This is a genomic window from Companilactobacillus bobalius (assembly GCF_009764355.1).
This window is the reverse complement of the sequence record NZ_LNUA01000032.1, coordinates 601,907-615,526: the sequence shown is the minus strand read 5'-3', so window position 1 is coordinate 615,526 and position 13,620 is coordinate 601,907. Positions and strand designations below refer to the sequence as shown.

The following is a 13,620-nucleotide window of genomic DNA, read 5'->3' as shown; positions in this document are numbered from 1 at the left end:
TGTCCCACAATAAAAAAATACTTTTAGTATATAGTGGTTGCTGTAAATGATTATATGTTTTATCTTTTAATCGTTAAGTTACGAAAAAGGGAGGAGAATATGGAACAAAGTAAAGAGGTTACAGTTCTAATGGACCAACTGAGTCGAGCATATACTGATCCTGAAATTAAAACAGACTATTATCTAGCTAAATTCATTTTGAAATGTGCTAAAGTTTTAGATAAAACTAATGATGTTAATCTGGTTTCGGCAGGATACATTGCTATATGAATAGTTATATTTTCTATTTGAGAACTCAAAAAAAGAGTCTTCCTAAATCTGCGGTTGATTTGTATTATTCGTGTAAAAAGAATAATGGGAAGTATGATCCTTCAGAGCTTGATATTTACTTTAGTATGATGAGATTCTATTAAATATTTTTAATTATACTTTCAAAAATTTTTTCTCTACCATAATTTATTAAACCGTTTTGATAAGCTTGATCAATATTCTCATCAAAATCAATTGTGGTTTCCGATATCTGCTGAATTCGGTCATGCAAATTCCTTAATAGTTTATTCCTATCGATTTTTCTATCGGGAGAGAAGACTACTATTTTGTCGGGGTCTAGTAGCGCAATCATGCTTTGAAGATCATTTAATAAATATTCCTCAAAAATATCTTGCTTCATTGGGTAGTGAGTATTTTTATAAGATGGTCCCAAGGATATCTCTCCAGCCGCTCCTGATTTGCCTAAAACAAGATTACCGGAGATTAATAAGCCGACTCCTGGAGCATAGTTTTTGGGATAGTAGATTCCTATAATATTATCTTTTTGATTATTTCCGTTGACTCCTAAAACCATAGCGTTAACGTCATTAATTACTTTGACGGTAATATTAGTGTGTTCAAAAAGATATTGTTCCAAATTTACTTCGGATAATCCGGGGATGTCGCTTAGAATCATTTTTTGAGCTGACTCTACACCGGAGGTTCCTATGATAATTAAATTTGGCGTTATCTTTTGCTTTTGCAACACTTCTTCAATGGACTGTAATAGATCTTCGGGATGTACGATTTCTCTTTGCAAATTGTTGTTAGAGATAATGCCTCCATTTAAATTGATGATTTCTAATTTTGCTATCATTTTTTGATCTATTTCTAAAATACGAATGGTTAATAGATTAAAGTTATTGCCATTAATGGTATATTGTATTGCCCGTCTACCACCAGTTGAAACTTTTTGCAGACTGCTAGTGACAATTCCTTTTTCGGTAAGAATTTTAATTAATTTATTAATGCTGACGACACTTAATCCGGTGTTGTCAGCTATTTTTTTAGATGAAAGAGGACCATTTTGAATGATGGTTTGAATAATGACATTAAAATTTCTTTCTCTCATAAGTTCGGGGACATTTTTATCCATGAATTTTACTCCTTGGTTCTTCTAGACAATTCCATATATCAATGGTATATTAATTTTGCAGCTTAGTAAACTAAGTTTATAAAGATAATTAAAAAACTTTCTGGGGAGTAATAGTATGAAAATTGAACACGTTGGACTTTTTGTTAATGATTTAGAAAAAACAGTCTCATTTTATGAAAAATATTTTGGAGCAACTGCTTCTGAAAAATATCATAATGTTAAAACTACTTTTTCTTCAAGATTTTTAACATTCGAAGATGGAGCAAGACTGGAAGTATGTACCCGTGAGGATTTGAATCAAGATAAGTTAAATGGGTATCCATTAGGATACATGCATATGGCTATGTCATTGGGTTCAAAAGAAAAAGTTGATGAAGTATCTGCACGTATAGAAGCCGATGGATACACTCATTTGAGTGGCCCAAGAGTAACAGGCGATGGTTATTACGAAAGTGTTATTCTTGATCCTGAAGGAAACCAGATTGAATTGACTGTTTAAAATAATTGTATGAAAAAAGGAAATGAGATTAATTCTCGTTTCCTTTTTTAGGTAGTAAAAGACAAACGGCTGATAAAGCTAGTAGTATCATCGATACAATATATGCTAAGGCAGGATTGATTAAATTGTAGATTAGAACGATACCAATAGTACCTAAAGGCATTGAAATAATTGAAACTGTATTCATTAGTCCAGTTAAACTACCGATAATTTCTTCATCAGCAGTTTTCAATAGGGCGGCCGTTAATTTGGGATTAGCTTGACCCATACAGAAACCACCAATAGCCATAGAAATAATGATAAGGATAAAACTCTTTAAACTTAAGAGATTAATATAGAATAGTCCCAATGTTGCGACACAAGTGATCATGACTGACCTGAAAGATAAATTTTTAAACCATCCAGAATGTAAAACACTTCCTAACACTGTTCCAGCTACGAGAACAGTGTTGATAATTAGTACACTTACACTGAAGGGAAGAGGTAATTTATTTCCCTGATCAACTAGGTAGAGATTAATAACGGCATCTAGACTGGACCCAACAGCATTCATGAAGAAAATACTGCCCAGTAAAGCCCAAGCATTAGTGTCCGAACCTTTTTCGAGCGCCTGTTTCATTTGGGCCAAAAGTTTATGAATGGAAGGTGACTTATGTTTAATTTGTTCAACTTTGAGAGAATCGTACCCAAAAATTAGAATAATACCAGCAACTAAAAAGGTTAAAGCATTGATATAGCCGGCCAGTTGATAGTCATTTGTTAAGGCTAATAAGCTGACGCCAATGGCTTGACCGACAGTTTGCATGATAGTCAAGATACCTTGAGTGATACCCATAGCTTCTTCTTGAAATTCACGGTCAATCTTAGTTTGAATAATTGGCATACGTAAACCATTGCTGTACATACCGATAATATCTGAAAAGATGTTAATTAGGATAATAATCATTAGTAAGAAGACTTGTTTTTGAGTAATTAATAGAGCCAAAAGTAAATAGAGTCCAGCTTGAATAAATTTGGTACTAGCTAGCCAAACACGTTTGTTAGAAGTTCGGTCAGCAATTTGTCCGGTAACGATACCGAGGACACCAGGCATAACTGTTGCAACTGAAACAATGGAAACCATGATACTGGCGTTAGCAAAGCTACGTGCATAAGTTAATAAAATAATATTGAATAAGCTCGTACCGATAGTTTCAAAAAAGTCAGCACCAGTTAAGGTCATAAAAGCTTGGTTCTTAACTAAATTTTTCATATTATCACGTCCATCTAAAATTATTGTACGTTTAAATTAATTTAAATGATAAATGAATTTTAATTGTTTGATTTCAATTTGTCAAACATTTATGCTGATAAAGAGGTGAAAATAATGTCCAAAGTTACAGTAGATCAATTTGCCAAATTAATGGTCGACGACAAAGTTGGCAAAATTTTAAAAGCCACTAAAGCTGAAGAGGGACTAACTCCCAAACAGATTTCAAAGGCCACTAAAATCCCCAATAATCAGCTATATTACACATTGAATAAAATGATGGATGCTGATCTTTTAAAAATTGTTAAACAAGAGAAAATTAAGAATTTAACTGAGAATTATTATTCCAGTTTGTTTCTGAATCAAAAAACAAAATATATCGCGGATGATGATAATGTTTTAAATTTCTCAGATGATTGGATTAAAGAACACGCTGAACAAACACTTCAATTAGTGATGTTGCAACATCATGAATTCATTAGCGCTTTGAGAGAAACTATAAACAGTGAAACCGATGAAGACAATACTACTTCAGCACATGGGGAGATAGATTTATCTCCAGAAGGTGAAAAAAAGGTCATGACAGATTTGTTCAAGGTATTAAATAACGCCGAAAAAAATGACCCTAATCCCGATTCAAAAAATAAGCGCCATGTTAAGATTCAGTTGGAAAAATGGTAGACAAGATTTTTTGAGCTAACGTCTTGAATAACCGATTAAATCTCAAGTAAAATAACAAATATGGTAAATACTAAATTGAAAAATCAAATAGATGATAGACAAATTCAAATTTTTAAAGCACTAGCTGACCCGATTCGTTTAGAAATTATTGAATATCTGAAACATACTGATCACGAGATAGCCTGTGGTGAAGTGGGAAGAGCAGTTGATATCAGCAAAAGCAAATTGTCGTAAGAATTCATGTTGTTGGAATCTGCGGGGTTAATTAATACACGACGAGAAGCTCGTGAAAAATACGTTACTTTGAACAAAAGTACGTTTGATAAATATGTGACTGATTTCTATCGGAATATTTAAATATTTATCCTAAATGGCTGAATTCATTGGTATCTTTGAATTACTCAAAAAATGACGTTTTAATGACGTCTTTTTTTTATACGGTTTTTATTGTCACAAATTTTACTGAATGATAATGTTAAATAGTTCAAAAATATTTGAACTATTTTAAAATACTGTACAGAGGAGATTCAAATGGAAGCAACCACTGATAAAAGGATTAGTTCCACCTGGATATTGATATTAACGTCACTAGGATTTTTCATGTCGATGATGGACTCAATGATTGTCACGACAGCCTCAACCGCAATTAGAACAGATTTTCATATTTCAGTGAATACTTTGCAGTGGGCTTTGAATGCTTACAATATAACAATTGGTGCCGTATTGCTGGTTGGTGTTTCCTTGGGTGAAAGAATTGGTCGCCGAAGAATTTATAATATCGGTATTTTCATTTTCACTTTGGGTTCGGTATTTTGTGCATTGTCCAGTAATATTAACGTTTTGATTGTTGCTCGAATAATTGAAGGAATCGGTGCCTCAGTCATGACGCCGATGTCTATGGCAATTTTAACCAATAATTTTTCCTATTCAGAACGAGGAGCCGTGACGACAAAGATTTTCAAGGAGCTTGGAGCTAAGATTCATATTGGGCCATCATTAGGTGGCCTAATTGTTGCTAAACTAACTTGGCAATTCAAGCCGTTAGACAATGTTCCTATTGGACTAGTTGCAATTTATTTATCAAAACGGATATTGCCAGAAAGTACTGGTAATAGTGACAAAATTGGACTGTTGGACTCCTTATTAGTCATTTTCGCTTCAGCGGGTATTATCTGGTCCTTGTCAGAAATAACTGCTGCCAGTTCAAAAGTTATATCAGCCTTGGTTGGTATCTTAAGTTTAGTCTTAGGGATCTGGTTTGTTGTTCGTCCTTATCAACAAGATATTTCCAGTGCTCAAATAAAATATTTTCGTTCAAAGGCGTTTACCGGTGGGAACGTAGCAACTTTTCTGTTGTATGCAGCAATGTATGGCGTGGTATTTTTTTTACCGCAGTTTCTTCAAGTTGTTGGGCGAGCAGACTCTTTAACTACAGGTTTGGAAATTTTACCTTGGACTGGAACTTTAGTTGTAGTGGCTCCTTTTGCCGGTAAGGCAGTAGATAAATTTGGAGAAAAGTTGATAGCGACTTTAGGACTTATTTTGCAGGGAATAGGTTATTTGTTGCTTTCAATTTTGGTTACTGAACAAAGTTCTTATTTAATCATGATAATTCCGTTGGCGTTGGCTGGTATAGGACTTTCAATGGCAGGACCAGCCTTACAAAAATCTGTTTTAGGAGCAGTTGATCCTACATCTATTGGTAAAGCATCGGGAATTTATAATGTTTTCCGATTGATGGGTGGTGCCTTAGGAACCACTATTTCAGTAATTGTATTTTATAGATTTGGCAATACTATAGATGTTAGTTCATTTACCAATGGTTTTCGTGCTGCCATGATGTGTGCTGGTTTGATGTCACTCATGGGTATTCTATTCTCGTTTTGGGTCAAGGATAATAATTGAAATAAAAAACTTCCGAGTATACTGGCCCGGAAGTTTTTCGTTATAAAGATTAATTATTATATTCTTGATTTATTTCATCAGTCATATTTTTTTCAATGATGATTGGGGATGCATCTTGTTTATTCTTAATCAAAGAATTATTCAAAACAAATTCTTTAGCACCAGGTTCTTTGACCCAGAAATGAATGTTAGCCATGACCGGTTGGAAAGTGGTGTCTTCTTTAAAACCATTTTCATCTAAATGTTCATAGCTAGAATAATATGGCCAATCAACACTTTGAATGGCTAGAATAATTTCAGAACCAATTTTAGGTAAGGGAGCGTTATCGTCCTGTATTAATACGGGATGGTCGAATTTCTTAATTCCCTTGTTGGATGTAAATGAAAAACTATTATCTTTGGAAGTTATACCACCCCAAAAGACAAGATTGATTATTTTTTTGTTCAGCTTGTTACTACCACCAATCACTTGATCTACTTTGACTTCGCCACGTGTAAAAACTGGTGGTAATTCTGAAGCAGAGTGTTTTTTATTAATAACTTTGCCTAAATTGAGTACCTTTGCCTTGATAACCCAAGTTTCTGAATTAATTTTCTTAAAGTCGGCGACTGAATGAACACTACCAGCGTAGTCGTCAGAATATTGTGAATTATGAACTACGGCTAGGTCCTTAGTTTGCTCTTCCCATTTCTTTGAATTAACAGCTATCTGTTGGCTTTCAGGTAACTTTTGTGGTTCTGATACTTTGGTTCTTTTACTTGAGCAAGCACTAAGTGGAAAGATGATTGCTAGAAGCATAATTAGTAGCAAAGATTTTTTCATGTATTTCTCCTTAAGTAATAATATTAAAAGTATTACTTAAGGAAAAATCTCTAGCAACAAAAAACAGTAAAAATTTTTATTCGTTAGATTATATATAAAGATATTTGTATTTGGCCTCGAAGACAATACAAAATAAATAGGATGTAAATTTGATTAACCTCAAATTCACATCCTATTTTTGTACAAATTATAGATTCAATTCAAAAGCCAAACGAGCATTATCCTCGTGATTGGCAGCGGGTTCACTAACATAAATTTTTCCACGATGAACGTAACCGGCACTAGTAGCCAAGTGTTGCATTCTTTTGTTCAATTTATGAGTATCGATTCTAAAGTTATGAACGCCGTTTTGATAAGACTGACTAATAAGATTAGAAACAAAGATTTTACCCAAATGTTGACCAGCAAAATCACCACTAATGGCGATACGATGAATAGTTGCATAAGGGTCAGTATTGTTTTCCCATTGACCATCAGTAATTTCACGATAATTAGGATCATCGGCAACAATTAAAGTTGCTGTTCCGGCAACCTTGTTATCGACCATTAGGGCCCTGTCAAGATGTTTACTAGTATCATTTTTGAAAGAAGCTGCTGAAAGTGACGGCGTTGATGCTGAAATCTTCGCTACTGCTTTCAACATTGCTTGAGCTTGACTAATAATGTTCATTATTTCCTTTAAATCTGTAATTTGTGCACGCTTGATGTAGATTGAACTCATTTTGGTCCTCCGTATAAATAAGATAATTTAATTTTATCACTTTAATTTTTCTTGACGATATTTGGATGAAATTTTAGGTGTAGGTGAGCGACTGAATTATGAATTGACCATGGTATAATTGAAGACGCGGTGCGCATGTTAAGTCCCTTTTCGTTTTTTAAAGATAAAGTCAAAACAAAATAAAAATAACATGGTTGATCTGGCCAAACCAGTTCACCAACAATTAAATCAGTATCGTGTGCAACAGATTCAAGCAGTTTTAACACTTTTAGATGAAGGCAATACAGTACCTTTTATTGCCCGTTATCGTAAGGAACGAACAGGAACTTTGGATGAGGTCGCTATTCGTGATATTGAAGATGAAGCTCATCGGCTAATGAAATTAAATCAACGTCGTGATGATGTGTTGAAATTGATTCAAGAGCAGGGTAAGCTAACGCCTAATTTGAAACAACAATTAGAACAGGCTACAGTTTTGCAACAAGTTGAAGATTTATATCTTCCATATAAACAAAAGCGCCGTACCAAGGCTACCATAGCTCGTGAAGCAGGATTGGAACCATTGGCTAAGTGGTTAATGACTTTTCCTGAACGTGGACTTGATGCTAAAGCAAAAACTTTTATTTCTACAGATAAAGATTTACCCGATCTGACATCGGTTTGGGCTGGAGTTAACGAGATCTTAGCCGAAGATTTCAGTGAACGAGCTGACTTCCGTGAATGGATTCGTGGTTATACATGGGCTCACGGAGAACTAACTAGTAAACTCAAACGAGGCGCTAAGGATAAAGATGAACAACAGGTTTATGAAACTTATTATGAATTCACGCAAGCTTTGAAACAGGTTCCACCGTATCGTGTTTTAGCAATAAATCGTGGTGAACGTGAGAAGATTTTAACAGTAGGAATAACAGTTGATGATACTTCAATCTTGCATTATGGAGATTCACATTTAGTCAGACGTCATAAAGGACCAGCAGTAGAAAAAGTTGAAGTAGCCTTTGCTGATGCTTATAAACGTTTCATTGGTCCATCGATTGAACGTGAACTTCGCCGTCAAATATCCGATAAGGCTGATAAACATGCTATTCAAGTATTTGGTAACAACTTGTACCATCTTTTGATGCAGGCACCTTTAAAAGGAAAAGTAGTCATGGGATTTGATCCGGCTTATCGAACAGGCTGTAAATTGGCAATTATGGATGCAAATGGTCGCTTTTTGACTAAACAAGTTATCTATCCACATAAACCCGCTAGCAGTAAACAACGTGCTGAAGCCGGTCCAGAGTTCAAAAAATTACTGGAAAAATATCATGTAGAAATGATTGCTATCGGTAATGGAACTGCCAGTCGTGAATCTGAAGAGTTTGTCAGTGAAATTTTGAAAACTTTAGATCATCCGGTTTATTACGTGATTGTTAACGAAGCTGGAGCATCCGTTTATTCTGCTAGCGCCAATGCTCGTAAGGAGTTCGCTGATTTGCATGTTGAAGAACGTTCGGCTGTCAGTATTGGGCGTCGCCTGCAAGATCCGTTAGCTGAATTGATCAAAGTTGATCCGAAAGCTATTGGTGTTGGTCAATATCAACACGATGTACCTGAAAAGGAACTGGATGAACAATTGGATCGTGTTGTTGAGACTGCTGTTAACCAAGAAAACTCGAATGTATAAACCTTTGTTCATCGTTGAAAATGGTTTTGGAGCTTACGATAAGGTTCTACTGCCAAAAACATTGTGACTTATAGAAATGAAAATGGTTCGTTCTCTAAACGTCAAGATTTAAAATCTGTTCCTCGATTGGGACCTAAGGCTTATCAACAGTCGGTTGGTTTCTTGAGAATCATTGCTGGTAGTGATCCATTAGATAATACAGATATTCATCCAGAAAGTTATGCTGCTACTCGAAAATTGTTGTCAGGTATCAATGTAACAATTGATTCTATTGGAACACCGGAGCTACAACAGAAATTAGGTAAGCTAGATCAAAAACAGTGGGCTGAAAAGTTAGATATCGGTGAATCAACTTTGGCAGATATTATCGCTGGTTTGAGTAAACCGGGACGTGACTTGCGTGATAGTATGCCAGCACCATTGTTACGTCAAGACGTTTTGACTATGGCCGATTTGAAACCAGGGATGGAACTTCAAGGTACCGTTCGTAATGTAATTGATTTTGGTGCTTTTGTTGATATTGGCGTTAAGCAAGACGGACTAGTTCACATTTCACAATTATCAGATCATTTCGTCAGTGATCCTAGTACCGTGGTGACAATTGGTGATATTGTTACTGTCTGGGTTCTTAGTGTTGATCAAGATCGTAATCGAATTCAATTAACTATGCGTAAAGAAAATCAAAAATAATAAAATAAAGGATCAATGCCGGTTTATAGACCAACATTGGTCCTTTATTTTTAAATTAATTTTGTCTGTTATATGCCCAGACTGTTAAAGAAGCAAAAATTAGTACAATACCTAAATCAAATAAAAGAACAATCCATGCGGCATTTGAAAAGGCTCCTGTTGCCAAAATTTGTCGAATAGCGGTAATCACATGTGTCATCGGATTTAAATTAGCAATTATCTGTAAAAATTTAGGCAAAGTATTGATCGGTATAAAAGCGTTTGATAAGAATGATAATAGTAACATCGTCATTAAAGAAATGCTTTCCACCATAGTTGCACTTTTTGCCATTAAACCGATAAATGCATAGATCCACGATATAGCCCAGCCAGTAAAGACAGTGATTAATATGATGACAATAATCCATCCAAATGCTACATTTGGACGCCACCCCATGAGATAACCGGTTGTAAGTGATGCAATAACTGCAAGGACCAATCGTAAAATATCTGCCAGCAATTGTCCAGCAAGGGGAGCAATATGGGCGATGGGTAATGTTTTGAAACGGTCAAAGATTCCCGTTTCCATGTCTTCTTTGAGTTGTGTACCAGAACCTGAAGCGGCAGATAGAATAGTTTGTATTAATATTCCCGGAACGATTATTGGCAGATAGGCATGGACTCCTCCAGCAATGGCGCCACCGAATAAATAACCAAAAAGTATCATAAACATAACTGGTTGAATTAGAACATCCATTAAATGATCAGGATTATGTAGAGTTTTTAGAAGATTACGATAGGCCATGGTATTAATATTTTGCATTATGCTAATACGATTTTTTTTAATTTCCATTATATTTTTCTCCGTATTTAATTTTTACCAATTGTTAGAGCCATAAAGACATCATCTAGGGATGGTTCCTGAATGGTTAAATTTGAAACGTTTATTTTGGCTGTATTTAGTTGAGATAGTCCATCAATTATTTGTTCAGTCATTTTGAATTTCATAGTAATAGTATTGTTGAGTATCTGTGGCTTCGAATTCAATGCGTTTTGAAGGATTTTGGCAGCAAGAAGAATATCGTTATTCTTTATTACCTTTAAAGATACTCTTGATTCACCTGTTTCCTTTTTTAATTCATCAGGTGTACCAATTCTAATTAATTTACCATGATCAATCACTGCAACTCGATCAGCTAAATTATCAGCTTCCTCAAGATATTGTGTTGTCAAAAAAATTGTTGATCCATGGTTTACCAAGTTTCGAATTGTATCCCACATTTGCGTGCGTGTTCGTGGATCCAAACCAGTTGTAGGTTCGTCTAAGAAAATTATCTCTGGTCGTGTGATTAGGCTAATTGCTAAATCCAATCTACGGCGCATACCACCAGAAAATTCTTTAATTGATTTATTGGCACTTGCTTCAAGTGAGAACTCTTTGAGTAACTCATCAGTTCGAGCTTGTGATTCTTTTTTTGTTAGACCATTCAATCTAGAAAAAATTAGTAAATTTTCTTTAGCAGTAATATCTTCATCCACGGCAGCGTATTGACCAGTTACTCCAAAAGTTGATCGTGCCAGTTTACTTTCTTTTTTGATATCATGACCAAAAATAGTTATATTACCAGTAGTTGGTTTTAATAGAGTAGTTATCATACGAAGAATAGTGGTTTTACCAGCTCCATTAGGACCTAATAATCCAAAAACTTCTCCTTTTGTAACGGTGAATGAAACATCATCGACTACTTTTTGATTGTTGAATGCTTTAGATAAATGTTCTACGTTAATGGCAGTGTTATTTTGCATTTTAATGACCTCTTCAAAAGTTAATCAGGTATACCTAATAAAAACAGATTATAAGGTCTACCTGATTAAAAATCAAGAAAAATAATCAGGTGGACCTGAATTAAATTGAATATTCACGTATAATAAGAAATTGGAGGCTACATAACGATGACAAATTTAATTGATCAGGGAAAAACGGCAGGTAAGTTGGTTGAATTTAGCATGTTACAAAACATTGCTGAAGATGACGTGCAACACAAAAATGATTATAAAATGTTATTTCAAGGTCAGGGAAAGATACTGTTAGCATTGTCAGACGATAATAATTTGCCACAAAAAGTTTTAGCAGATAGACTTAACATGACGCCTCAATCGATGGCCGAATTTGTTCGTAAACTTGAAAAGAGAGGCTTGGTTTCGCGTAAAAAATCAAAGAATGATAAACGTGTGACGATTGTTAGTTTGACTGATAATGGTCAATTGGAAATTGAAAAAAGAATGCAAGTAATTCCAAAATACTTAAGAGCTTTAGATGATGAGGAATTGTTACAGCTTAATAATATTTTGGATAAAATAAATGAACAAATGTATCTTGATATTAAAGATGCTGATCCAACTTTGCATAATAAATATCATCAACTTATGTTGAATCACGTATTGACCAAAATTCATACAGATGATTAAAGTGTTAACTCAAAATTGGTGATAAATATATGTTACAGAATACTTAATTAACATAATCTGGGGATAGAAGAATAGTTATTTACTGAAGTGCATCATTAGATAGATTAACTGATTTAAAATTTGGATGGAATTTTATTGGTAATTACAATAATAGGTCGCAAACTTAGAATTTTAAGTTTACGACCTATTATTTTGGAACTTTTTATTAAATTTCAAGTGGTTCATGAAGCATTACGAAGTGAAATTTGGCAATCGATAGGGCATTAAATCCAATGATCATGGCAATCATTATTAGAATATCGGATTGAATACTTAAATTAGTAGAAATGGTTGAACGTAATGAATCGATAAGATAAGTCATTGGTAACCACTGATTCATGGTTTGAGCAAAATGTCCAACTAATTGCATTGGATATAATCCTCCAGAAGAAACTACTTGGGTGACTAAGATAATTGATACCAACCAAGTACCAACACCTCCCAGAAGTGTACTTAAACAAAAAATCAATGATTGAAATAATAATGAACCCAAGATCAACTCACCAAATAAATTAAATTGAGAATTAACCTGTAAATTATTCAATTTTGTCAAAGTGAAAAATAGAATAACTGATTGAACGATGCCAACTGTTGTGACAACAGAGGCCTTAGATAGCCACCAACCCAAGGCTGAAGTTGGTTTCTTACGGGGATCATTGTCATACATGGTTCCTAAAGCAATTCCTCCAACATAGAGGCCAAGTGCGATTGCAAATGGAGCCATTCCAGTACCGTTATTAGGTACTTTATTAATATCGGTTAAATGTTCAGAGATAGGAGTTGCCAAATGATCGGCTGTTTGGTCATTTTTAGAAATTGTATTCAATCTGGCGGCTCCGCTTAGCAAAGCTGCAGCTGGTCATATTTCTGGTTCTGTAATGCAAATTATCAGTGATTGACTGGATATCTGATTAGTAGCTGTCCCAGCTTCGACCATACCATTTTGAGCACCACTTAGAGCTTTGAGAATAACTTTTGAATATGTAGATGTTACTTGTTCAGATACCTTTTGATTAACATTGGTTGCGGCTCCGGTAGTTATTTTAGAAACAATAAAGTTCTGACCAGAATTGATTTTATAATTAATTTTCATTTTTTGAGGATGTGATGAAAGTAAAGTGGTTGCATTTTTAGAAAAGTCTTTGGGAATAATAATGGTCATATAGGATTTACCTGAATGCAACCGCTGTTCAGCCTTTGTTGAACTTGTCTCTTCAAAATCAAAGGTATCTTTATCCTTGAGACTTCTTGTTAAATTATCACCAATCGTAATTTCTTTGCCATTGAAAACTACTGATTTATCTTCGTTAACAATGTTTACTGGAATATGATCTACTTTCCCATAGGTATTCCACATTGAAGAGAGATAGATATAACAGTAAATGGCAGGAATTAAAGCAATTGCCAATAACACTATTAAAAATTTTTTATTATTTATGAGGTATTTCCATTCTGATTTAAACATGATTGAAATCTCCTTCAATAATT

At 34.5% G+C, this 13,620-nt stretch carries 11 protein-coding genes and 3 pseudogenes; 7 read left to right on the top strand and 7 right to left on the bottom strand.

Annotated elements, in window-relative coordinates; all coding sequences use genetic code 11:
- Positions 1-99 precede the first annotated feature (99 nt).
- Entirely contained in the window at positions 100-270 is a 171-nt protein-coding gene (locus ATN92_RS10050) for a hypothetical protein (protein ID WP_156638755.1), read from the top strand.
- A 139-nt stretch (positions 271-409) separates the two neighbouring features.
- Here ATN92_RS10050 and ATN92_RS10045 read toward each other — a convergent pair whose 3' ends face one another.
- Positions 410-1,405 carry an ROK family protein gene (locus tag ATN92_RS10045; RefSeq protein ID WP_056952710.1) on the bottom strand — a complete coding sequence of 332 codons (996 nt, stop codon included), beginning with the start codon at positions 1,403-1,405 and terminating at the stop codon, positions 410-412.
- A gap of 115 nt (positions 1,406-1,520) precedes the next feature.
- Between ATN92_RS10045 and ATN92_RS10040 the strand changes: the two genes are divergently transcribed.
- The gene (locus tag ATN92_RS10040; protein ID WP_056952708.1) at positions 1,521-1,904 is read left to right on the top strand and encodes a VOC family protein; all 384 of its coding nucleotides are present in this window, start codon (positions 1,521-1,523) and stop codon (positions 1,902-1,904) included.
- Between the two features lie 28 nt (positions 1,905-1,932).
- Here the strand turns inward: ATN92_RS10040 and ATN92_RS10035 are convergent, their stop codons facing one another.
- Positions 1,933-3,156 (bottom strand): MFS transporter, encoded by a 1,224-nt coding sequence (locus tag ATN92_RS10035; RefSeq protein ID WP_056952706.1) that lies wholly within the window; start codon positions 3,154-3,156, stop codon positions 1,933-1,935.
- Between the two features lie 114 nt (positions 3,157-3,270).
- Here ATN92_RS10035 and ATN92_RS10030 point away from each other — a divergent pair, with 114 nt between their 5' ends.
- From ATN92_RS10030 to ATN92_RS10020, 3 genes and pseudogenes are all read left to right on the top strand, one after another.
- Positions 3,271-3,834, top strand: a complete 564-nt coding sequence (locus ATN92_RS10030; RefSeq protein ID WP_056952704.1) for a winged helix-turn-helix domain-containing protein — start codon at positions 3,271-3,273, stop codon at positions 3,832-3,834.
- Between the two features lie 60 nt (positions 3,835-3,894).
- Positions 3,895-4,191 (top strand): annotated as a pseudogene (locus tag ATN92_RS10025) (ArsR/SmtB family transcription factor).
- A 174-nt stretch (positions 4,192-4,365) separates the two neighbouring features.
- Positions 4,366-5,739 carry an MFS transporter gene (locus tag ATN92_RS10020; protein WP_158106706.1) on the top strand — a complete coding sequence of 458 codons (1,374 nt, stop codon included), beginning with the start codon at positions 4,366-4,368 and terminating at the stop codon, positions 5,737-5,739.
- Positions 5,740-5,788: 49 nt separating this feature from the next.
- Here the strand turns inward: ATN92_RS10020 and ATN92_RS10015 are convergent, their stop codons facing one another.
- Both ATN92_RS10015 and ATN92_RS10010 read right to left on the bottom strand, forming a co-directional pair.
- Positions 5,789-6,562, bottom strand: coding sequence for a hypothetical protein (locus ATN92_RS10015; protein ID WP_056952698.1), 774 nt, complete (start codon positions 6,560-6,562; stop codon positions 5,789-5,791).
- A 187-nt stretch (positions 6,563-6,749) separates the two neighbouring features.
- Entirely contained in the window at positions 6,750-7,283 is a 534-nt protein-coding gene (locus ATN92_RS10010; protein ID WP_158106705.1) for a GNAT family N-acetyltransferase, read from the bottom strand.
- A gap of 190 nt (positions 7,284-7,473) precedes the next feature.
- Here ATN92_RS10010 and ATN92_RS10005 point away from each other — a divergent pair.
- Positions 7,474-9,645 (top strand): annotated as a pseudogene (locus ATN92_RS10005) (Tex family protein).
- A gap of 55 nt (positions 9,646-9,700) precedes the next feature.
- Here ATN92_RS10005 and ATN92_RS10000 read toward each other — a convergent pair.
- A complete protein-coding gene (locus ATN92_RS10000) occupies positions 9,701-10,477 on the bottom strand; it encodes an ABC transporter permease (protein ID WP_056952692.1) in 777 nt (258 codons plus the stop codon).
- A gap of 17 nt (positions 10,478-10,494) precedes the next feature.
- Complete coding sequence (locus ATN92_RS09995; RefSeq protein WP_056952690.1) at positions 10,495-11,430, bottom strand: ATP-binding cassette domain-containing protein; 936 nt, start codon at positions 11,428-11,430, stop codon at positions 10,495-10,497.
- A 147-nt stretch (positions 11,431-11,577) separates the two neighbouring features.
- On the opposite strand from ATN92_RS09995, the gene ATN92_RS09990 reads away from it, so the two are divergent.
- Complete coding sequence (locus tag ATN92_RS09990) at positions 11,578-12,093, top strand: MarR family winged helix-turn-helix transcriptional regulator (protein ID WP_056952689.1); 516 nt, start codon at positions 11,578-11,580, stop codon at positions 12,091-12,093.
- Positions 12,094-12,298: 205 nt separating this feature from the next.
- Here the strand turns inward: ATN92_RS09990 and ATN92_RS09985 are convergent.
- A pseudogene (locus ATN92_RS09985) lies at positions 12,299-13,597 on the bottom strand (YhgE/Pip domain-containing protein).
- Positions 13,598-13,620 lie beyond the last annotated feature (23 nt).